This window comes from Microcoleus sp. T3_D1 (genome assembly GCF_036700405.1).
GTDB lineage: Bacteria > Cyanobacteriota > Cyanobacteriia > Cyanobacteriales > Microcoleaceae > Microcoleus.
The window spans coordinates 52,914-75,245 of sequence record NZ_JAUBOV010000032.1 but is presented as its reverse complement, the minus strand read 5'-3'; the positions used below and the strand labels follow the sequence as shown (position 1 = coordinate 75,245).

Genomic DNA, 22,332 nt, shown 5'->3' with positions numbered 1-22,332 from the left:
CCCGCAACGGGCAAGATGCCCGTTCCACAAGAAATATGATGATTTGTGGGGAGTAGGGGTTGGGCTTCTAGCCCGCCTGTTAAACCCTCATTTATATTAGAAACAATCCGATTTTGAGCCAATCCTGACAGCAAAAAACCCATCAACGGCTGACACCGATCGCCACAAGCGCCATAAAATTCTCCCTGTATCTTATCGCCAGATGGTGGCCCCCACCAAAACTCAGCCATTGCCAGCGGTTTCAGATTGTGTACTGCCGCGTAGTGGAGCAATTTTGGGGCGCAACAGTCGCCGGTGCCAGTGGGAATAGAATTAGTTGGCATCAATGAGGAGATCGATCGCGATTTCCCCAAAAAATTCATCAGAGTGTAAGCCGCGTGCATTTGCGTCTGAAGTTCGCGGGAAAGTTCTTTTCGCTGCTGTTTTAGCGCCCGCATCCGTCCATCCGCAGCTTCAATTAATTGTTTGAGGGGCTGCAATGTTTCATCCCGCTGTCGTTTCAATTGTCTGCGTTCAATTTTCTCCAAACGGCTTTCTTGATTCAGTTGTTCCAGGGCAATTTCTAGTGTTTCTGCTGTGAGAGTTTGACACAGTAACTGGCGTTTTTCGTCTCGCTGCAGCTTGGAATTGCGATGCCGATCGCTCAAAACTTGTAATTGCACTTCAAACTCCCGAAATAAGGCTTCATACTCTTGCCGCTGCGGGAGTTGATTGAGTGCAATAAGTTCCTGTTTCATCGCCTCCAATTGAGTTAAGGTGCGGGCTTCATCGAAAGCAACTCGATCGCGTCCCGGAATCGGCGGCACCCACCCCTCAACAATGCTGCAACCCTTCAGCAGCCCGGAAAATGCTTTGAGTATCCCCTGTTCCCCCGAAGGCATCTCCACCAGTAATATGCCGTACATCTTCCCTTCGCGATCGTAGGAATCGTCAGCCGCCAGGTACTGCATCAAACCCCGCGCCAGATCCTCGGACATTCGAGTGCGCGGCAGTCTCAGCAGTTCGCCGCTTTGAGGACAACGGCCTTCGTACCAATAATTCGGCTGCGAGTCGATCGACTCCCAATGACAGTCCGTGACATCTAAAAGCGCGTGAAATTCTAACATATTAAATTTGGTTTGAAATCTGAATTAGGACATATCTGTTTGTATCCTGGATGCTTTCGGTTAATCGAAAATCGAAAATCGAAAATCGAAAATCGAAAATCGACTGACCGTATCTTACAGGGGTGTACCGAAAGTGGGAAGAGTGCATAATTTTATACCTACTAGAATTAAGTAAAAATGATTGGTCGCACCCAGCCTGATATGCTAAATTTGTTTCAAAACAGCAGCGAGATTAAGAAAAGCATAAGTTAATATATAAGACCGCAAGCTTGTTATCCCACTAAATTTTTTATGTGCAAGGCGTATGCCAGACCTCTCGACTTCGGCTCCAGAAAACTCCTCAAACCCCCAACCAGCTCTGCTGCCGCCGCTTTTAAGAATTTTTGCAGCATTTCCAGATTACGATCGGGGCAATAGATTGTACGCCGCAGGAAGGTACGAAGCGGCAGTCCTTTGCTACGGAAAAGCGGTTCAAATTAAGCCGGACTGGGCCAGGGCGTGGCTGAATCTGGGCAAAGCTTACAAGCAACTGCATTCCTACGCAGAAACCGTAGCCTGTGCCGATCGAGCTACAGCAATTAATCCCGAAGAATACTGGGCTTGGATGCTGCGCGGCACAGGGCTGTTAAGTTTGCAAAATCACTCAGAAGCGCTCGCGGCTTTCGACACCGCAATTCAAATCAATTCAGAAAAGCACGAAGCTTGGTATCAGCGAGGCAGAGTTTTAGAGGAATTGCAGCAGTGGGATGCAGCAGCAACCTGTTACAAAAAAGCAACCCAACTTCATCCGAATTTGCCCGCCATGTGGTATCGGCAAGGCAACGTGTTGGTTCAAGCGGAGCGCTACCCTGAAGCTGTGGCGGCTTTCGAGCGCGCGCTGAAACTCGTCCCGACTAATTGGGAAGCTTGGCTGAACCGAGGTTTGGCTTTGATGAAAGCCGAACGCTACGCTGAAGCAGTAACTTCTTACGATCGCGCCATTCAACTGCAACCACAAAATAGTCTGGCATGGTTCAATCGGGGCATTGCTTCAGCAAAATTGCACAAATATGCAGAAGCCGTGACAGCTTACGATCGCGTACTGCAAATGCAGCCCAATGACTGCGAAGCTTGGTTTTATAAAGGAATGGCCCTCAAACACCAGTGGGCCGACGCGGCAATTGCTTGTTTCGATCGGGCAATTCAAATTAATTCTTTGTATCCCGAAGCATGGATCGGGCGCGGTCAAACACTGTCAGAATCAAGAGATTTTGAAGGGGCGATCGCTGCATTTGACCAAGCCATTCAAATTAATCCAAATTTTCCCGAAGCTTGGCTGGGTAGAGGCATCGCCCTGGCAGGATTGGAACGCTACAAAGAGGCAATTATCGCTTACAGCAATGCCCTACAAATTGAAGGTAATTTTCTAGAAGCTTGGAACTTGCGAGGCGAAGCTTTGGAAAAATTACAGCAATACGAAGAAGCGATCGCCTGTTTTGATAAAGTAATCTCTCTGACTTCAGAAGCAGAAATTACATCAAAAGTAGGGTTGCAGCAAGGCGCCGCGCTGGAAAAATTGCAGCGTTACGAAGAAGCCGTCGCAGCTTACAACCGCGTACTAAAAATCGTGCCAGACAATTTTGAAGCTTGGTTGCAACGCGGCAACGCTTTGTCAAAATTGCAGCAGTACGAACAAGCTCTAGCATCATACGATCGAGCAATTACTATCTGGCCGGACAACTATCAAGGCTGGGTGCAGCGAGGTGTGATTCTAGGGGAAATGCAGAACTATTCCCAAGCACTCGTCGCTTTTGACCAAGTAATTCAACTCAAGCCAGACAACTGGGAAGCTTGGGCGCAGCGGGGCGACGTTTTGCAAAAATTGCAGCGAACTCAAGATGCCATTAGCTCTTACGGAGTCGCCCTCGAAATCAAACCAGATTACTACGAAGCTTTAGTCAGTCGAGAAGAATTGAGACTCAAGGGCGCGATGTCAGGAAAGTGGTAAGGGGAAATTGACAAAAATTTTTGAGTTGTGAAATTGCTTTGTTCTTCGTAACGCTGCGCTGGGGTAAAGTTTTAACCTGAACTTCCCCCTGCAAATAAGCTAATCCGCATTTAAATTGCATGGTAAAAGAAATTTTCACTCTTGTGGGGAGTAGGGGTTGGGAGCATCTCAGTTTTGTAAAAAGCATTTTTTTTATTGTAGTGCGAGCGTCCCCGCTCGCGTATTGTACAATACGCGAGCGGGGACGCTCGCACTGTAAATGCAAAACGGAGATGCTCCCGTAGGGGTTGGGCCGGAAAGTCCGCCCTCAACATACAATTTAAATGAACAACAATTAACAATCGAATTAAGTTGATTATGCGACAAAGATAGGGATTTTATAAGGCCAGATAACTTGTGATAAGCTGATGCACATCAGCTTAATATCATGTCCGATAGATTGACCATAATATCCCGGCAGCAGGGCGGGTTTTTGAGATTGTTAATTATTGGCAGATATTGTTGGTGAACCCGCCCCTACCTGATTTAAGGTAAGTGACAGGACATGATATAATTCTTACTTTTTTATATAGCATTACTCGGAAATCTCTGCTTCAAAACAGGCATTACCGGACAAGGTTTTTGCTCCTGTAAATTCTCTGGTTTGTTCCAAGTAAAAGGCCCTTTTTTCTCCGCCGCCATCCACAGCAAGCTTTTTGCTCGCGTCATCGCCACATACAGCAGTCGAAACTCTTCTGCTGTTTTCAAATAACCGGCTTGTTCCCAGGCTTCGCCTAGATTTGGTAAAGGATATTTTTCGTGCAAACTTGCTCGAATTTGTGCTCTCGCTACCTCTGCTAAAGTGAAATCTCCTAAAAATCGGGATTGTGGCAAAACTCGCAAATTTCCGGGGATGGTTTGTTCGTGCAGAAACGGCAAAAATACGCAATCCCAATCTAATCCCTTAGCTTTGTGCATGGTAATAATTGTTAGTTGACCTTTGCTGGTATAGCGTTCTTCTATTTTGTCGTCTGCATCCACAGGTTCAAATCTTTCGGAACTGACAATTTCGCTAAGTACGCCCAAAATATTGTGCATTGAATTGTTACCGGCTGTTTGGATTGCTACCCGTTCTGCTAATTTGTCGGCGGTGGCTAATTCTGTTTGGTCGTATTGCAGCGCTAAGGCTAAGAATGAAATGATTTGGTAGGGTGGCAGTTCTAAGCTAGCTTGCAGCAAACCGCAGCAAAAATAGCGACATTTGCGAACCGGATCTGACTGCTGCGGGTCTAGCGGGCCTGGGTAAAGGAATTGTTCGGGGCTAGTCGCAAAAGCATTGTAGTCTTGTTTGGGAATCAGTTGTCGATCGCTCAAAATCTTTAATGCTGCTTTCAGGTAGTCTGGAGAGTGGGGGCGATCGAGAAATTGCAGCAGTGTTAAGATTTCCCAAGGTACTTGAGAATGTCTGTCGCGTTCTCCCACATCTTCAATTTTAATCCCGTATTTCCGCAAATCAAAGCTTAATCCGTGTTTTTGAGGATTTTCTAGCACTTCTTTGATAAACTTACCTTGTTTGTTTTCCCGCACCAAAATAGCCATCGATTTCAGATTTTCTAACGGCATTTTTGCACTATTTTCCCCTCCGCTCGCTTCTTCGCCTGAATCGATAGCTTTTTCAGTTTTTGTAAATTCAAAATCGGCTGGTAAAAATTCTTCTACTAACTCAATTACCCGCTTGCCAATCAACTCAACTGTATGGTAAATATCGCGGGGAGTATGCAATTCTAAGCCTCGACCAATGGGAGCAGGATTTGCATTTTGCTGCGGGTCATCGCTGGGTACGGGCTTAATAGTTTGGTCGCGAAAAGGCTTTTCATTTTTCGCTAATTCCGAGCCATTTACCCATTGCAACATAAAGTTAGCCGCATCGATAATTACCTGGGTGCTGCGGCCTGCGCCGTCCATTGTCGCTAACTTATTCTCTACTTCGCACTCATCACAAAATTGGTTAAAATAAATCGGGTCGGCGGGAGTGAAAGTAGAATTAATCGCTTGATTTGGGTCGCCAACTCTGATAAAATTGGGAGGTAAAGTAGGACGATCGGGATCGATCGCCAATGTTTCCAAAAGCCGAGTCTGCAAAGGTGTCGAATCCTGCGCTTCGTCCTCAAAAACGGCAAATACTTGCTTTTGCTCGATCGCCCTCGCCTTCGGATTGTCCAACACCCGCAAAGCTGCTAAAATCATCTCGTCATAATCGATAAATTCCCGACTCCTCAACAAAGCCTGATATTTTTGATATAAACCCCCAGCTACTGCTAAAATCTCATAACCGTCCCCAGTATCAAGAGCGCTCATTTCTAACAACTGTTCGGGAAATAAACCCGAAGATTTCGCCTCGTGAATCACAGTTTTAGCTACCTGCGGCAAAATTTCCGTCCGCAAAACCGATTGTCGCCGCAGCCTCTCCGTTTCCTCTCCGTCGAATTGCTGTCCTTCCAACAAAACTTGATATCGACGGGGATTTTCAGCAATCCAAAGTTCTACACAGGTACGAATTAATCGGTGACTTTGAGTGGGAGTAACTAAGGTTGAATTTTCTAAATTTAAACCCGACAAATCGGGATGGCGCATCGCAATATTCAAAGCTAAACCGTGCAAAGTGTGCACCGCAAAACCGCCTTGCGATAAAGACAATTCTGCCAATCTTTCCCGAATTTTAGCTTTAATATTAGCAGCAGCCGATCGCGTAAATGTCACGACAATTAACTGGCGGCGGCTGTGAAGCTGGTTGCGGGCGATCGCAATTGCCGACGCAGCAGCCATTCCCGTAGACTTCCCGGCCCCCGGAACCGCCGAAACAGCAAGGGGGCCGCCTTGCCAATCCGCCATGTCCTGCTGGCCCGCACGCAAGCTTTCGCGAATTTTAAGGCAAGCTTGTTCTCGCAAAGCTGCGGCAACCCCTGATTCTGAAAGCGCTGAGCCTACATCCGGGCGATCGATACTGGTTGTCGATCGCATAAAATCAGAATCAAATTCATCAGTCATTATTACATCCGCGTTTATCTGCGTTCATCTGCGGTTAAGAATAAAAAAATCTGCAACCTCTACCGTTTCCATTTCGGTATCGGCTAAACTAACGCTATCTATTCGAGCTTAAATTAAAACCAGCATAAAATTCAATACCCAAGCCTTTTTTAGAGGAGTCACCCAAATGAAAACTCACCTCAAAATCAATTCCCCCCCGCACCCAGGGCTGTTTCATTCTCACCAAAAACGAGGTTTTTGTAGGGGTAGTGCCCCCGTGCCTACCCCCGCCACCAACCATCGCATGGGGGTTTCAGGCCAAAAGGGCCGGCACGGGGGCGCGGCCCCTACCAAGAATGAAACCGCCCTGCCCCCGCCCAAGCCAAACCCAAACCCAGCCCACAACAGCACAACTCGTTTTGCTGTTGCGGTATTCTTAACTTTATCTTCAACAATTGCTTTGCCTAGCTGCGGAGGAGCTCAAACGTCCAGCAGCCCTGAAAACCAAGTTGCCGCATCGGCTCCACAATCGGCACCAGCACCGGAGCCAGTAGCCCAAAGGTCAAAAACTTCTGGTGCATCAAAAAAAGCAGCAGAAACTCCCGCAACCCGTCCCCAACTGATTAAAAAAGCCCAACTCAGTGTAGTTGTCAAATCTATTGACGCTAGCACTAAATCTGTTACTAATATTGTCGAAAAAAACCAAGGCGATATCTTGGGTTTCCAAAATCAAAAGCCTCCGGATTCCAGTGTCCGCCAAACGGCGTCTGTGGAGATTCGCGTGCCTCAAGAACGGTTAGAAACTACTTTAAATGCTTTAGCAAAACTCGGAACTGTAGAGAACCGCTCTCTGATGGCTGAGGATGTTACCGATCAATTAGTTGACAGCGAGGCTAGACTGCGGAACCTCCGCAAATCGGAGGAAATGGTGTTAAAAATTATGGAGCGATCGGGTTCTGTCGGCGATGTGCTCAAAGCTGCTCAAGAGTTGAGCAATATTCGGGAGTCGATCGAACGCATTGACGCTCAGTTAAAAAGTTTGCGAAATCAAGTAGCCTATTCGACTATTAGCTTAACTCTAGAAGCAGCAGTATCGGCTCAACAAACTCAGGAACCTTCTCTAGGTTTGCGGGTACAGGAAACTTGGGGGAAAGCGACTCATTCTGTGGGTGAATTGACGCTCGGTTTGTTTGGTTTGGGTATTTGGCTGTTGGCTTACAGTCCTTATTTGCTGTTAATCGGGGCTGCGGTTTACGGCTTTAATCGATTTAAGAAACAGCATTCTGTTCCGCAAATTCAAGAACCGAAACCGCCTCAGTAGTCATTAGTCAGTAGTCATTAGTCAGTAGTCAGTAGTCATTAGTCAGTAGTCATTCCACCAACGTAAAATTTATGTATTGTGGAACGGCCGGAGAACCCGTTCTTAAAACCAACGACAAATAACAACTGACCACTGACAAATAACAACTAACAACTGACAACTAACAACTGACAACTGACTAATCATCAATTTGCCATCCATCTTTGGTATAGTCTTCATCCACAATCTTTTTGGGCCGCATCACCAGCACAACTCGCCCCAATAGCGAAAAATTCGGGGATTGTTCAAACCAGTGCAGTTCTAAATTGCCCCCGTTATCTGCGAGGAAATAACTCTCAGCATCCCACTGTCTTTGGGCTCGATCGGCAATAATCAAAACTTCTTCTACTTTGCCTTGCAGCGGTACCGGCAATTTATCGCTCATTTCCAAAACAGCCACCGGATCTTCAGCGTTCAAAATTACCTGCCATCCGGGAATCGCCACCCAAGCTCCGGCTCCAGAAAATTTTACCATTCGGAACGGCTCGATTTCCTCCGGCAAAGGCACTGCCAGCAAATCTGTCGTAGAAAGCGGCAATTTGCCCACAACCGGGACAACGCGCGGCAATTGTTCTTCGGTATCGAGCCTGTAGACAGGCAGGCGGGGTGCTTCCCGTCTCGCAACTACGGTAAAATCGACGAGCAACTGCTCGATTTGCGCCCTAGCGGTTTGGCTGCTAGCTAATTTTAAACCGCGAGCAATTAAGCGCGATCGCTCTTGCAAATCGCTTTTCTGTCTCGCTAATTGCCAGCATTGGTAAGCCATAGCATCGCCGGGAGTGTCTGTGAAACCTTGGGGGAGACTCCCGAAGTGCGAAAACTCCTTGATCGCTTTAGCAACTTGGCGAGCATCGTCAACATCCAAATTGTGGGTTAGCATCAAAGCAGCCGCCCCGGCCCGCTCTACTTGAGAGAGAATCCGAAACTCGTATAAGATATCGCTACCTTTTTTCAAGAAGTGCGATCGAACTTCCTCTGAAGCCCCAGCATTTACCATGCTGGTGTAAACTTGGGCTGCGACGCTTACTTGATTTTGCTGAATTGGCTCAAAACCAGTTTCTTCAAAAATCCTTTGAGAGTTGTAGCCAGCTTTTAGCAGTGCAGTGCAGGCCTGTCCCCACTCTACCCAAGTGCCTTCTTTGCGGCGGAGCGATCGAATTAACTTTTCGGCATCCACAGCATTGGTGGAGGGTGCAGATGCAGGAGGGGAGGAATCTTGCGGTGTATCAGTCATAATTGAATCAAAAACTCAGGCTAAGTTATGTGTAATTGGATACCGGCAAGGCTCGTGTCGCGGCAGAGCGATAGATTAATAGTAAGTGAGTTATGAGACTATTGTTACAGAATAGTTGCTCGCCTAAATTTACAAAGGGGAGTTTATCGTATTGTTATGGATAATGCCATTTCAGAGCTAGATCAAATTAAACGCCAGCTCATGACCCTACACAGACCGAAAAAGCCCAAAATGCTGGTAGTAGACGACGAGCCAGACAATCTGGATTTACTCTACCGCACTTTCCGACGAGATTTTAACGTGCTCAAAGCTGAGAGCGGAATTCGCGCCTTGGAAGTCCTCGGCATCGAAGGCGAGGTCGCCGTCATCATTTCCGACCAGCGGATGCCCGAAATGAAGGGAACGGAGTTTTTGAGCAAAACCGTGCCCCAGTTTCCGAATACGGTCAGAATTATCTTGACTGGTTTTACGGATATTGAAGACTTGGTGGATGCCATTAACTCAGGACAGGTTTACAAGTATATCACCAAGCCTTGGGACCCGAACGAACTGAAGATGGTGGTGCAAAAGGCGGCCGAGACTTATGAAATTCTCAAGCAGCGGACTGAGGAATTGGATCGCGCCCAAACTCAAATACAACTGTTAGCAACAATCATGCAAACGGCTGTGGATTATCCGAGTTTGGAAGCAAGTTTAGATCCAATTGCTACTGCTATAAGTGATAATTTTTTGGCGGACGCTTGCATTTTGCAACTGGTGGAAGGAAATGTTTTAATATCAGCCCAAGGCAGTCACACCACTGGTTCAACTGTGGAAAATTGGCTGGCCGACGATCCTCTGGTTCGAGAAGCAATTACCTCTCAAACTATTCAGGGTGCTGTGAATATTGGGCTCGACACCAACCTAGCGAGTTTGCCGCACTATCAGAAATCCGGCATTCAAGCTCACCTGACCATCCCGGTGAGTCACAAAGGTCGATCGATCGCCCTGATTTCCATGCAGTGGAAGCAACCTTGTTCCCTGCGCCCCGACGAACTCACAACAGTTCACCTCGCCGCTCAAGAAGTTGCTTTGGTATTGACGAGTTTTAAGGGTCATTAGTCATCAGTCAGTCGATTTTAGATTTTAGATTTTAGATTTTAGATTTACTTGCAGCGCAGTGAATCTTGGATCTTGAACAAAAGTCTAAAATTTTGGAATCTCCACGACGATTGTCGGGAGCTTGTACCTGTTTTTGGGCGGGGTCATCAGTCATTAGTTGTCAGTCATTAGTTATTAGTCGGCTCTCTGTCTTGAGTTTAAAATAATAGCAAACGAAGGATTCAAGACAAAATCTCGCGGATAGCTAATAATAAAAAGCATTAATGACTGGCGACAGCATGACATGAATGCACGGATTAATTATTAGTTCCGGCTGACCAATCACCTTTTCCCAAATCACCTTTTCACCTCCGCAATGACAAATTGCCAATGACTAATAACGCCGAACAAATTAAAACTATATTTAATCGAATTGCACCAGTTTACAACCAATTGAACGACTGGTTGAGCTTTGGGCAACACCGGATTTGGAAGCAAATGGCGGTGAAATGGAGCAGTGCGGGCCCCGGAAATACTTGTTTAGACTTGTGCTGCGGTAGCGGGGATCTAGCTTTGTTGCTGGCTAAACAAGCAGGGCCGACCGGTTGCGTATTTGGAGTAGATTTTTCTGCCGAACAATTAGCCGTGGCGGCCAGGCGCGATCGACCTTTTCTCACCCCTATAAGTCCGATTTCCTGGGTAGAAGCTGACGCCCTAGACTTGCCTTTTGCTGACAATTACTTCGACTGCGCCACAATGGGTTACGGGCTGCGTAACGTGACTGACATCCCCCGCAGTCTTCAGGAATTGCACCGCGTGCTCAAACCCGGTGCCAAAGCAGCTATTCTCGACCTCCACCGCCCCAGCAATTCCCTAATGCGGAGCTTTCAGCAGTTTTATCTAGACTCTCTCGTAGTGCCCATTGCTCAGCAATTTGGCATGACTCAAGAATATGCCTACATTAATCCTAGTTTAGAAAAATTCCCGATCGGCCAGGAGCAAGTCGCGATCGCCAACAAAGCCGGATTTGCCGCCGCCACCCACTATCCTATTGCTGGAGCTATGATGGGAGTATTGGTATTAGTCCGTTGACTGTTGTCAGTTGTCACTTGTCAGTTGTCACTTGTCAGTTGTCAACAGTTAACAGTTAACAGTCAACAATCAACAATTCCCAATTCCCAATTATTGATGAATCCGTCTGACATTTGGCTGTTGTTGGCCCCACCTGTAGTGGGAGGAATTATTGGCTATTTCACTAACGATATAGCTATCAAAATGCTGTTCCGCCCCTATCGAGCTATTTACATCAAAGGGCGGAAGTTGCCTTTCACTCCAGGCTTGATCCCCCGCAACCAAGAGCGCTTGGCAAAGCGAATTTCCGACACAATTATGGGTTCGCTGCTGACGCCACAGGAACTGCAAAACTTAGCGCGCCGCCTCCTGCAAACTGAGCGGATGCAGTCAATAATTCTCTGGCTGTTGCAGTTGGCGCTGGATCAGGTAAAAGCAGACGCAGAGCAAAAAACGGCTAAAATTCTCGCTAACATTCTGCGAGATTTGCTGGGGGAATCTGTGCCGCGAATTCTCAAAGTGTTGGCGCGCCGGGAAGATTTTTTAGAAGCTCAGCTTAATCAAATTTTTGACCAAGTTTTGCTGGAGATTCAGCTAACGGAAGCTCAGGCGGCTCAGCTTGCTGATTGGTTGTTGCAGGTAGTAATACCCCCGGAAGTGCTGCGGCAGGCTTTAATTGACTTTTTGACGGATCGCAATATTTCGATCATCGATGAAGGGTTTCGAGAAAAAACCAGTGGCACTTATTGGGTAGTAGCAAATTTGTTTGGTTTGCGGAACACTTTAACTCGGCTGCGGACTTTTTGTCTGGATGACAGAGAAGCCACAAATCAGCGCTTAGCAGAGTTAACTATTTCTTTAGGAATTCGCGGGCGAATTCAGGAATGGCTGCAAAATTTGTCGATGCAAAATTTACCGGTTTCGACTGTGAGACAGTTGCGAAAAACTATGCGCGACAGTGTTCGCAGCTATGTTCAGCAGCGGGGTACAGACGTACTTGAGGGGTTGAGTAAATCTATTGACTGGGAAAATATTTCGCGGTTGATTCTCAATCGCTTGCAAACTTCAGCGGTGATGAGCGCTTCCCTCGGAATTGTCAGCAAAGAACTGGCTTTGGTTTTAGAGCGTTATTTAGAGCGGGATTTAGAAAATATTGTAGCTCAGGCTATCCCGATTTTGAATATTGACCAGGTGATTGTCGATCGAGTCAAAGGTACTTCTCCTGAAGAGTTGGAGTTAGCTATTCAGGGAATTGTCCAAAGCGAGTTGCAGGGAATTGTAAATTTAGGAGGGATTTTGGGTGTTTTTGTCGGCTGTTTACAGACAGTTGTGATTTGGATTCAGCGATGATTTATTTCGACAGGTGTGAGCTCTTTGTTGTAGTCTAATATTCACTCTCTCTGGCGCACCCAGTACCAAAAACCCGGTTTTTCGCTAGTATTTGCTACCTAAGCCAGAGGATTTTTGGTAGAAACCCGGTTTTTGTGGCCCAATCCTAATTTACTTATTTTCTAAATCTATGCCAGCCCCCAATTCGGACGATCGCACATACATCCCAAAAAACCCCCGCAACCTCAGCCGCCAACAATACGAGCGTTTAACCGCAGAAATGGCCACTCCCTATCGGCCTCTGCGACAGTTTGTTTACGTAGCTTGTGGCGCTTCGGGCTTTATCGGCGGCTTGGTTTTCCTCGCTAAAATTGCCTCTGGCCGGGAAATTGGTTCTGCTTTGCCTAATTTTGCCCTCCAAGTCGGAGTTGTGGCCCTGATGGTGTTCCTGTTTCGCTGGGAACAGCGCGCCGAGGGCCGATCCCCGAAGTCGAAGTAACAAAAATTTACAAATCGAGACAAAAATCTATCTGAGGCAAGGAAAAGTTATAAATATAAAGAAATTATTATGAAATCGTGGTTTCCCAGCGATCCCTGTAATACTAAGAATGTGGCTTTAATTGGGGTCAGCAAATTTAAAGGCCCTAATCATAAACCGCTTGTCATTCGTTCAATTGGGGTCAGCTTTCATAAAGACCCTAAATATATAAAATAAATTTAAGCCCAGCGCCAGCCTTCACTGATAGAAGAGCTGGCGTTAGGCATTTTGCTAGGAGCAGGAAATTGGTAGATGTGTCACAGTCGAATTAGAAAAAGATTTTGGGAGATTTTACTATGAGCAAGTCATTTTTCAAAGGGCGGTGGACACTATTTTTAGCCGCAGGCGCGGGAATTGTATTTTACAGCAATGCTGCGGCGGCTGCCGAAAAGGTAGTGCTCAAATACAGTGCGATCCGAATGACTTTACCCGTCAGCGAATTAGAAATTTTTGCAGAAACTGGGAAAATGTCGCCCGCGTTAGAAATGCTGCTGGGAAAAGCAAAAAAAGACCCCGAAGCGGTTCGCAACAGTCTGACGAGACCAGTAAAAGTCAGTCAAAGCTTTTTGGATCGGACGCTTAACAGTAAGGTTGGGGAAATAATTCTTGATGAGGTGGGTCAGGTAATTCGCACTCCTTCTGGGAATGCCAATCGAGAAGCTTTGAGATCTGCCTTGGTGCTGTCTGCAACTAATGATAACGAGATTACAATGCTGGAAGCGATGAAGAATTATCCTACTCCAGAAGTTTATGTTGAGGGCGATCGCTTAGTTGAAGCTTACGGCAAACTTGTAGCTTTGTCAGAACAATTGGGCGGCGTTTCCGAACGGCTGCAAGACATTTTGAACAAGATTCGTCTGCCTCGATTGTAGTGGATTTGGTCAAGGACGGTTGATTGCTTCGAGCGATCGCAGAATATTCCTGAACCTGCATCTACAGGGGAGTTACATTTTTTTTGTGCAAAATTTGCCTAATTTTGACACGAGTTAAAAACAAAATCTAACTGCCGGCCAGCTTCAAACCAGACGGGAATCAGTCATTCCTAATTCTAAAATCTAAAATGTAAAATCAGATAACTTCGCTGTCAAATCTAGATCGGGATAGATGTTCGAGAGTTTACGAAAAGTTGCTCCTGAAGTATAGTAATCCTAAATGATTTGTGAGAAACAACCATAGTTAAAAAGCTTGGGAAAGTCAAATATTTGGAGATGAGTGACTAATTTAAATAGGGCTTGCTGGGCGTTGCTTAATTAGGGTATGAAAAAAATAAGTTGAAAAGGCAGAAGCTTTGTGGATACTGGTTTCTATGACTTGCATATTTAGCCTTTCATACCGTAAATCAGCAACGCCGAGAAATACTGTCCCCTGCAATTTGATGCCCGAAGTTCCGATCGACACTCACTCTCGACACTCACTATCGGCACTCACTTAGCATATTGGAGGGGATGCCAGCAGAATTGGGCTATAAAATTCACAAACCGTGACAATATTTGGTTTTAGGGTACTCAATAAGCCAAAGTTTCTAAAGTTTCCCGCAGATAGGAACGAACCTGCTGATCGATGGTGGCATTTTGCTGCTGACGCTCAAAATTGAGTTCTAGCTGCCAGCGTTGAAATCCTGAACTTGCGCCGATCGCGGATTTGAGACTGCCCCAGATTTCAGAATCTTCGCACAGCTCGATCGGCTCGGCGGCTTGAGGTTCTTGTGCGATCGGTAGATAATTCGCCATATTGTTATACCTCTGTTTTAATCCCCTGTAAGGATTGAAAGCTGACCTTGACACTCTCTATTATAGATTCTTCTCTCCAAAGAGCCAACCTAAAATCTCCACAACTTGCAATTAAAAATTAAATATTAAGACTATTAATAATCTCTATCAGAAGAGGGGCCTTACCTATTTTTTTCACAGCATACATCTGTACAAATTAAAGTAGCTTAAACTACAATTGTCCCCCTATTAATTTTTTATTTCACTTTTTTTCGATCGACTCTTCGGGTAGGGATGTAACGCCGTTGGTGTCAGCAGGCTTTGGGTTGACAACACTGCCGGCTGACGAATTGCCTATGCTGGATGCTGGCTCAATTGACTCTACAGGTGCAGCCACAGCGGCAGTTGTCTCGGCTGCCAAAGCCGGCAAAAGTCGATCGACTTGCCAAGGTGCGATCGTAAAATCCTGCCTAATTTTTTCTACAACATGAGGCTTTGTCGCTGCAAATTCTGATTCCGGCGTCAGCAAAACCGCCATGACACTAGCCGACACCTGCAAAAACAAATTGCTAGCTAAAAAAGCAGCAACTGCCAACAACAATCCAGCCACTCGCCAGGAAGGAGGAAAGGGAGCAACCGTTGCCGCGAGGGGAGCCAATCGGTAGAGTTGCCACAAAATTATTGCCAGCAAAACAGCGATAAAAAGAGCGATTCCTTGATTTAACTTAGTTTTAAACCGAGTCAGAAGCCGGTGCTGCACAGAAGTTAAATTCTGCGGTTTCACCGCCACAACTAAAATACTAAAAATGTAAAAAGGGCGGAACCACTGCATCCACAGCACAGGAACAATACCTGCTACAGCCACTAAAAACATTTCTAACCAGACAGGGAGCAGGGGAGAACCCACTGCGAGTCCCAGCAAGCACACTCCTAGGAATATCGGCAGTGCAGCCGCCCCAGAAAGATGAATCCACAAGAAAGGATCTGACCAAAAAGAACGCACTTTAAATAATTATGAGTTTTGAATTAGGAGTTTTGAATCTTGGATTTTGAGATTTTGGGATGCACTCTTGACTCTGAAATCCGATGCCAGGAGTAAATATTTAGCTATCAAACCGAGGACTTACAAGCAGAAATCTGGTTTATTTCGGTAATTCTTATTTGAGGGAGCGAATTTTAAATTTTAAGCAAGGGTAAAGACGATTAGGAAGTTCTTAATTCCTTCTTCCTTCTTCTTTCTGTCAACTGTCAACTGTCAACTGTCAACTGTCAACTGTCAGATGAGTTTGGGAGTATTGAGTGAAGAGAATAGTTGCGAGCGATCGGCAATTTGGTTGCGATCGCTCAAAAATTCTCTTCCCTCTCAACACTCACAACTCAAAACTATTGAGAGAGAGTCCGGCGTTTAGTAACCATCCGGTAGGCTTCAATCATATCGCCATCCGCCCAGTCGCTAAACCCGCTCAAAGAAATGCCGCATTCAAAGCCAGAATTGACTTCCTTGGCATCTTCCTTCATCCGTTTTAGGGAGTCGAGGACACCTTCATAAACGACATTGTTGCCCCGGCGCACCCGCACCTTACAGTTACGGATGACTTTGCCAGAGAGTACCATACATCCAGCCACAGCCCCGCGACCGATCGCAAAGACAGCGCGCACTTCGACTTGACCCAAAGGTTCTTCCACCAATTCGGGTTCCAGCAGGCCTTCCATCGCCCCTTGAATGTCATCCAAGAGGTTGTAGATGATGCTGTATTCCCGCACGTCTACGCCAGCTTGGTCAGCCGCGAGGCGAGCGTCGGTGGCCAGAGTAGTATTGAACCCGATAATTACAGCATTACTGGCTGCAGCGAGGTCAATATCCGTTTCTGTAATTTCCCCAGGAGCAGATAGCAGCAGTCGGAGTTGAACTTCTTTTTGAGGAAGTTGAGTCAGAGCGCCAACAATTGCTTCGAGGGAGCCTTGGACATCTGCCTTCAAGATCAAGTTGAGTTCCTTGAGAACGCCTTCCTTAGCTTGTTGAGAGAAGCCGCTGAGGCTGATCCGGCCGCCTTGCAGCAGGCGTGAATCTCGTCGGGAGGTAGCTCTTCCGCTTGCGATCGCCGCAGCTTCTTTTTCGTTTGCGAAGACATCAAACTCGTCTCCGGCGCGAGGAACTTCCCGCAGCCCTAGCACTTCCACCGCGAAGGATGGAGTTGCGTGTTCTACGCGATCGCCCCGGTCATCGATCATGGCGCGCACCTTGCCCAAAGCCGAGCCTGCGACCACAATATCGCCCACTCGCAGAGTGCCGTTCTGCACCAGCAGAGTTGCCACCGGCCCCCTTGCCTTGTCGAGGTGAGCTTCAATCACAGTACCCTTAGCCGGTCGGTGGGGGTTGGCGTTGAGGTCTTCCATTTCCGCCACTGTCAGAATCATTTCCAACAGAGTATCCAGGTTTTCGCCTCGGATCGCGCTGACTGGAACCATCGTGATATCGCCGCCCCAGTCATCTGCGACCAAGCCGTACTCAGTAAGCTCTTGCTTCACCCGTTCCGGCTGAGCACCCTCCTTGTCAACTTTATTGATAGCCACGACAATTGGCACTTTCGCCGCTTTCGCGTGGCTGATCGCTTCAATTGTCTGGGGTCGCACGCCGTCGTCCGCCGCCACCACCAAGATGGCGATGTCCGTAACCCGTGTTCCCCTAGCCCGCATCGCTGTAAAGGCTTCGTGACCGGGCGTATCCAAAAATACCACCTGCTGGCTCTTGCCTTCGTGTACCACATCCACGTGGTAAGCACCGATGTGCTGGGTAATGCCCCCAGCTTCTCCCTGAGCCACCTTGGTTTTGCGGATCGAGTCGAGCAAGGTAGTTTTACCGTGATCCACGTGACCCATAATCGTGACTACTGGGGGACGGCGTTCGAGGTATTCCAAATCCGCTTCGTCCAGCATCTCGATCACTTTGATAGCTGGGGCTACTTTTTCTGGGGTTTCCACCTCTACGCCCATTTCTTCGGCTACCATCCTCACCGCTGGAATGTCCAGGGTTTCGGTAATATTTACCGCAATTCCTTTAGAGAAAAGCCGCTTAATAATTTCGGTTTCGGGAACAGCCAGAGTAACTGCTAGTTCTTGAACGGTCATCGGCCTGCTCAGCAGCAGCTTTTCTGGACGTTCTACCTTAGCTTCGGCTGTTTTGCCCCGGTTGCCGCGTCCCCCGCTCGAACCTGAAGAACTTTTATCGTGAGAAGGGCCTGGTCTCTTATTTTTTCCGCTGCTTCCGGGTGCGCCCGGAGTTGGTGTTGACTTGGGTGCTGCTTGTCCCTTCGCTTTCGCTGGGCGGGCTAGGGACAGGCTGACCGTGACTGGTGCTGGCAGATCCAAGCCGTTTTCTAAGTCATCGTCATCCTCGTCTATGGGTTTGAGGCGAGAACGTTTTGCCTTAACAGCTTTGGCAGCTTTTGCAGCATCTGAGTTTTCGTCATCATCTTCTTCCCAAATGACCGATGTCTTTTTGGCAGGACGAGGGAGGGAGGGCCTTTCGAGGAGAGGAATCTCCAGCAACGGCGTATTATCTTCTTCATTGTCATCAGTGTCATCCCCTAGCGCTCCGGTGTCACCGCCGCGGCTACGCAGCCCGGTAGCTGACGTTGCGGGGGCAAGGCTCCGGCGCGGGCCACCGGGCTGGGGTCGAGCGGCCAGTGGAGTTTTGACTGGCCCACCAGCGCCTTCCCGGCGCGGTCTTTGCGCGTCGCGAGATTCGGTACCTCCCGGTGCAGGTCTGCTGGGGCGGCTCGGTTTAGCCGGCGCTTCCAGAGTTTCTGACTGTCCTGATTGCTCTTGCTCGGTTTTTGCAAGTTTGAGTACCGGCTTGTTTCCCAGATTTTGTGGGGTACGGCTAGCGGACTCGGACGCCCCTCTGACTGGCGGCGACGTGAGTTTTGCCGACGGCGCAGGGGGGGCGATCGGCGGTTGCTTGGTGCGTTCGGGAGCCTTTTCCGACGGCGGTTGAGGTGCCGCAGGTGCCTGAGCCTGAGCGGTTGTTTCCGGGGCGATCGCACCTACAGTTTCCGAAACTGTTTCTGACACTGTTTCCGACACTATTTCTGACGGAGCCGCCGACACAGCGACATTTGGCTTCGACAGTACAGGTCGATTGATATTCGGTTTAGCTGGAGGCTGGAGTTGTTGAGCTGCAGGCGACTTGGGAGGAGTTGCCACGGTTGCCGCCGGCTGGTTTTTGTTCTCCTCGTTCCCTGCAGGCTGGGAGGAGGCACCAGCCGGACGTACTTTTGGACTGCGTATTTCTAAAATTTGCTGCTTTTTTTGTTGGTCGTTAGGGTGAGGGCCAGATTCTCTCGATGGCGCTGCTGCTCTTTCGGGTGGAGCTGGCTTGCCGGGGGAAGAGTGGCTACTGGCTACGTATTTTTCCGCCGTTTTGCGAATGCGCTCTGCTTCGGATTCTGTAATTGTGCTGCTGTGGCTCTTGACTGAAATATTGAGCCGCTCGCATACTGCCAAGATGTCTTTATTATCCAAATTTAGTTCCCGTGATAATTCGTAAATTCTTACTTTGCCGTTGTTCATCCACTCTGCCCTCTTTTGTGCCAACCAGTTTTTACATTGTGATTTTTTGTGCTAATGACGACATCATTCGGTGTGATTGATTCAGTGTCAGGAATCGGGGTTTTGGTACTCGCTCAGCAATTTTATCTAGAAGATGCAACTCGCTGAAGTCTGCGGTTGAAGAATTCTCAAGTCTGTTTGGGAACTTGGAACTCCGAAGTCTGAGTTTTGGCAAAACCCACTCTCTCAAGCTTCAAAGTTTGCCTTTCCACCTTGAGGATACCTCTGCTAGTACCCTACCCTTATCTAATCTGACACAAATCTTTCCAGACTGGTGGGCAGATCGGATTGGGGTTTTATAGCTGGCGCTACCGGTAATTACTGGTAGGGCTGCCAAGAGGGTTTATACAGTCGATGCCGAACTATTGTCGGTTTTTCGTCCGGCTAGGCCAGAGTAAGATGTACAGTCAGATGTGGCTAAACGCTGCCAAAGTGTTTGGTACAGTTCGTCAGACACAGACGCTTTGAGCGATCGCCCAAGTCGATTTTTTTTCTGAGCTGCTTTGAGGCATTCTGCTTCCCGACAAAGGTAAGCAGAACGGCCCATGCCACGATCTAATTGTACCTGATGAGAAGGATAGAGCCTGACTACTCGCCAAAAAGCTTCCTTAGGAGCTATTTTTCGACAACTTGCACAGCACCGGTAGTTCGGTTTCATTTCTTGTCAGAGGGGGAGTAGGGGGAGAGGCAGGGCTGTTTCATTCTCGCTCCGGGGCAATCCCCCCGTGGTTGCCCCATGTCCCAAAGGCCTGTGAAATCGTCTGTGGGGGGGTAGGCATTCTTGGCACTACAAGAGTCAAAATAGCGGTTTTCCTGAGAATGAAACCGCCCTGGGGGGAGAGGAGCGAGTAGGGGACAAGTCCTCCTTGTCTCCCGAAGATAGAAAATCTTATGACAAGGAGTCAGAAGACAGAATTCAGAATTCAAAATACGCCATGCCTCAAGTCAGGGGTAAGGGTTACGGAAAGAATTTTTGGTGTTCCACGATTAAAATCGGGGGCTTTCAACCTCGATTCTCCATCCTGTCGCACAGAACCCATTCTGGATTCTGGCTGTTGAATTCTGAATTCTTCTTCGGTAAATGTCACCGTTTTTAGACAGCGGCTTCGGTTTCCTCCGTGGCGGCTGCCTCCTCTTGCTCAAATTCTGCGGTTTCCTCGTCGTAGTCGCCTGCTTCGTCTGCGTCGTAGTCGTCTGCTAGTTCTTCGAGCCTAGTTGCTTCTGCTGCCAATTTGCTGTCTTCGGCGGCGCGATCGTACTTAGCAATATCTTTGATATCGATTTTCCAACCGGTGAGGCGGGCTGCGAGACGCACGTTCTGACCTTCTTTGCCAATGGCGAGACTCAGTTGGTCTTCAGCGACCAAAATGTGAGCTCTCCTGCCTTCTGGAGCAACTAAACGCACTTCATCTACTCTAGCGGGACTCAGAGCGTTAGCAATATAAGTTGCTGGGTCTGGAGACCAGCGGATCACGTCGATTTTTTCGCCGCGCAATTCGTTGACTACTACCTGAATCCGCGATCCCCGCGCTCCGATGCAGGCTCCTACAGGGTCTACGTCGCGATCGAGAGTATCAACTGCTATTTTAGTCCGGGGGCCGACGTGCCGGGATGGCGGATTTGCCTCCCTGGCTACGGCGACAATCCTCACCACCCCGTCTTCTATTTCTGGTACTTCGTTAGCAAACAGGTAAACCACCAAACCTGCGTCGGCTCTAGAAACAAGTAACTGCGGCCCACGAGTTGAGCCTTCGCCTACTTTTTTGAGATAAACCTTGAATGTAGCGTTTGCCCGGTAATTGTCGTTGGGCAACTGTTCGCGCTTAGGGAGTTCGGCATCTACTTCGGGCTGACCGAAGCTGCTGGTAACTGCTAAAATTACCGACTGCCTCTCAAACCTGAGCACTCTTGCTTGAAGAACGGTTTCTTCTAAATCTTTAAACTCTTCTTGAATCATTTTGCGCTGTTGGTCGCGCAGTTTTTGAGCGAGAACTTGTTTGGTCTGGATCGCTGCCATGCGACCAAATTCTTTTTGATTTGGTGTTACGTCTACGAGCACGATGCTACCCGGTTGAGCTTCCGTGGCTACTTCTTGCACTTCGGAAAGTGAGATTTCGTGATCGGGATTGATGACTTCTTCGACAATAGTTTTGTTGGCTAAAACGCGGAAACCTTCTTGTTCGGCGTCTAGTTCTACATCAAAGTTGTCGAAGTATTCTTCGCTGAAGTGATCCAGTTTTTGGGTGCGGCGGTAGCGTTCGTATCCTTTGAGCAGGGCTTCTCGCAAGGCTGCTTGGACGGCGTGTTTGGGTAAATTGCGTTCTTTGCTAATGCCTTCGACCATTTCTTTTAGTCCGGGCAGGGGAACCATTGACATATAAAACTCTCCTTTTTTGCTGTGGTAATAAGTAACTGGTAATCGGTAATTGGTACTTGGAAATTTTCGAGAAAGAGTGATGACAGAGGAGTGATGAGTTACTGAATAGGATTAAGGAAGCTAGGTGCTGTAACAATTTCTTTGTTGTTCCTATTCATCCCGCTGCTACAGATGTGATTGTTAAAAATTAACTCGCAGCCAAGCGTTTTCAGCTTGCTGCGAGGCAATCGCAAAACTCAAATCGGGCGGGCACAGGGGCACCGCCCCTACAACTCAACACTCAAAATTTCCCTTTACATCTCCTTTCCTTCGTCTAGTTCAACTTTGACAATCTGAGGGCGGGGAATTTTAACCTGTCGCCCTTTTTGATTGAGATAAACCGCTGTTTCATCCCGGCCCAGGAGTAGTCCTTTCCACTCTTTGATTCGCGAGTCCGGTTCGGTGGTTTTGGCTGTCACGGGGAAACCTTTAAAGGTAATAAATTCTCGATCGCTGCTGAGCAATCGGGATATTCCGGGACTGGAAATCTCTAGCACGTAGGCATCGGGTATGATGTCGGCTGCCTCTAACTCGGCATCGAGGGCTGTGCTCATGCGCTCGCAGTCGGCTAAACCCGTGTCTTGTTGGAGGTTGCGGATGTCTACCCGCAAGACGGGAGGATTTTGGTTGGTGTGAAACACTGCTCCCACTACTTCCAATCCCAGTGTTTCCGCAACGGGGGTAGCTAAGTCAATGATTTGTGGGATTAGGGGATGAGTCATATCGAATACTTAAGTTAAAACTCCTAAACTCGGACACGGCAAGGAAAAATTTGTTGTTGAGATTGCTTGGTTTTGAGGTGGTTTGATTAGGTGGCTGCGACTTTCGTCTTCAACTTTGGGACTTACCCAACATCCCAGCAGGGATCTCAAGCGGGGGGATTAC

The 22,332-nt window shown here is 47.9% G+C and carries 15 protein-coding genes and 1 pseudogene; 7 read left to right on the top strand and 9 right to left on the bottom strand.

Annotated elements, in window-relative coordinates:
- Positions 1-1,106: pseudogene (locus QT992_RS16260) on the bottom strand (RluA family pseudouridine synthase); the annotation flags it as partial.
- A gap of 304 nt (positions 1,107-1,410) precedes the next feature.
- Here QT992_RS16260 and QT992_RS16255 point away from each other — a divergent pair.
- A complete protein-coding gene (locus QT992_RS16255; protein WP_333322578.1) occupies positions 1,411-3,093 on the top strand; it encodes a tetratricopeptide repeat protein in 1,683 nt (560 codons plus the stop codon).
- 564 nt (positions 3,094-3,657) lie between these two features.
- Here QT992_RS16255 and QT992_RS16250 read toward each other — a convergent pair.
- Positions 3,658-6,120, bottom strand: coding sequence for an ATP-dependent helicase (locus QT992_RS16250; RefSeq protein WP_333336631.1), 2,463 nt, complete (start codon positions 6,118-6,120; stop codon positions 3,658-3,660).
- Positions 6,121-6,286: 166 nt separating this feature from the next.
- Between QT992_RS16250 and QT992_RS16245 the strand changes: the two genes are divergently transcribed.
- On the top strand, positions 6,287-7,420 hold the full coding sequence (locus tag QT992_RS16245) for a DUF4349 domain-containing protein (protein WP_333336633.1): 1,134 nt from the start codon (positions 6,287-6,289) through the stop codon (positions 7,418-7,420).
- A gap of 178 nt (positions 7,421-7,598) precedes the next feature.
- Here QT992_RS16245 and QT992_RS16240 read toward each other — a convergent pair whose 3' ends face one another.
- Positions 7,599-8,693 carry a RuBisCO accumulation factor 1 gene (locus QT992_RS16240; protein WP_333320137.1) on the bottom strand — a complete coding sequence of 365 codons (1,095 nt, stop codon included), beginning with the start codon at positions 8,691-8,693 and terminating at the stop codon, positions 7,599-7,601.
- A gap of 156 nt (positions 8,694-8,849) precedes the next feature.
- Between QT992_RS16240 and QT992_RS16235 the strand changes: the two genes are divergently transcribed.
- From QT992_RS16235 to QT992_RS16215, 5 genes are all read left to right on the top strand, one after another.
- Positions 8,850-9,794: a response regulator gene (locus tag QT992_RS16235; protein WP_333320135.1), complete on the top strand. Its 945-nt coding sequence runs from the start codon at positions 8,850-8,852 to the stop codon at positions 9,792-9,794.
- A gap of 369 nt (positions 9,795-10,163) precedes the next feature.
- Positions 10,164-10,865 carry a bifunctional demethylmenaquinone methyltransferase/2-methoxy-6-polyprenyl-1,4-benzoquinol methylase UbiE gene (ubiE, locus tag QT992_RS16230; RefSeq protein ID WP_333320133.1) on the top strand — a complete coding sequence of 234 codons (702 nt, stop codon included), beginning with the start codon at positions 10,164-10,166 and terminating at the stop codon, positions 10,863-10,865.
- Between the two features lie 96 nt (positions 10,866-10,961).
- Positions 10,962-12,194 (top strand): DUF445 family protein, encoded by a 1,233-nt coding sequence (locus tag QT992_RS16225; RefSeq protein WP_333336635.1) that lies wholly within the window; start codon positions 10,962-10,964, stop codon positions 12,192-12,194.
- A 169-nt stretch (positions 12,195-12,363) separates the two neighbouring features.
- Positions 12,364-12,672 carry a DUF3493 domain-containing protein gene (locus QT992_RS16220; RefSeq protein WP_333205267.1) on the top strand — a complete coding sequence of 103 codons (309 nt, stop codon included), beginning with the start codon at positions 12,364-12,366 and terminating at the stop codon, positions 12,670-12,672.
- A gap of 335 nt (positions 12,673-13,007) precedes the next feature.
- Positions 13,008-13,583: an alpha/beta hydrolase gene (locus QT992_RS16215; RefSeq protein WP_333320129.1), complete on the top strand. Its 576-nt coding sequence runs from the start codon at positions 13,008-13,010 to the stop codon at positions 13,581-13,583.
- A 633-nt stretch (positions 13,584-14,216) separates the two neighbouring features.
- Here QT992_RS16215 and QT992_RS16210 read toward each other — a convergent pair.
- The 6 genes from QT992_RS16210 to rimP all read right to left on the bottom strand — a co-directional run bounded on the left by QT992_RS16210 (position 14,217) and on the right by rimP (position 22,169).
- Positions 14,217-14,441 carry a hypothetical protein gene (locus QT992_RS16210; RefSeq protein WP_333152289.1) on the bottom strand — a complete coding sequence of 75 codons (225 nt, stop codon included), beginning with the start codon at positions 14,439-14,441 and terminating at the stop codon, positions 14,217-14,219.
- Between the two features lie 241 nt (positions 14,442-14,682).
- Entirely contained in the window at positions 14,683-15,396 is a 714-nt protein-coding gene (locus tag QT992_RS16205; protein ID WP_333336637.1) for a low-complexity tail membrane protein, read from the bottom strand.
- A gap of 407 nt (positions 15,397-15,803) precedes the next feature.
- Entirely contained in the window at positions 15,804-18,992 is a 3,189-nt protein-coding gene (infB, locus tag QT992_RS16200; protein WP_333320126.1) for a translation initiation factor IF-2, read from the bottom strand.
- Positions 18,993-19,374: 382 nt separating this feature from the next.
- Positions 19,375-19,689, bottom strand: a complete 315-nt coding sequence (locus QT992_RS16195) for a YlxR family protein (protein WP_333152294.1) — start codon at positions 19,687-19,689, stop codon at positions 19,375-19,377.
- 435 nt (positions 19,690-20,124) lie between these two features.
- Positions 20,125-21,408, bottom strand: coding sequence for a transcription termination factor NusA (nusA, locus tag QT992_RS16190; protein WP_333320125.1), 1,284 nt, complete (start codon positions 21,406-21,408; stop codon positions 20,125-20,127).
- Between the two features lie 293 nt (positions 21,409-21,701).
- Entirely contained in the window at positions 21,702-22,169 is a 468-nt protein-coding gene (gene rimP / locus QT992_RS16185; protein ID WP_333040953.1) for a ribosome maturation factor RimP, read from the bottom strand.
- Between the last annotated feature and the right edge of the window lie 163 nt (positions 22,170-22,332).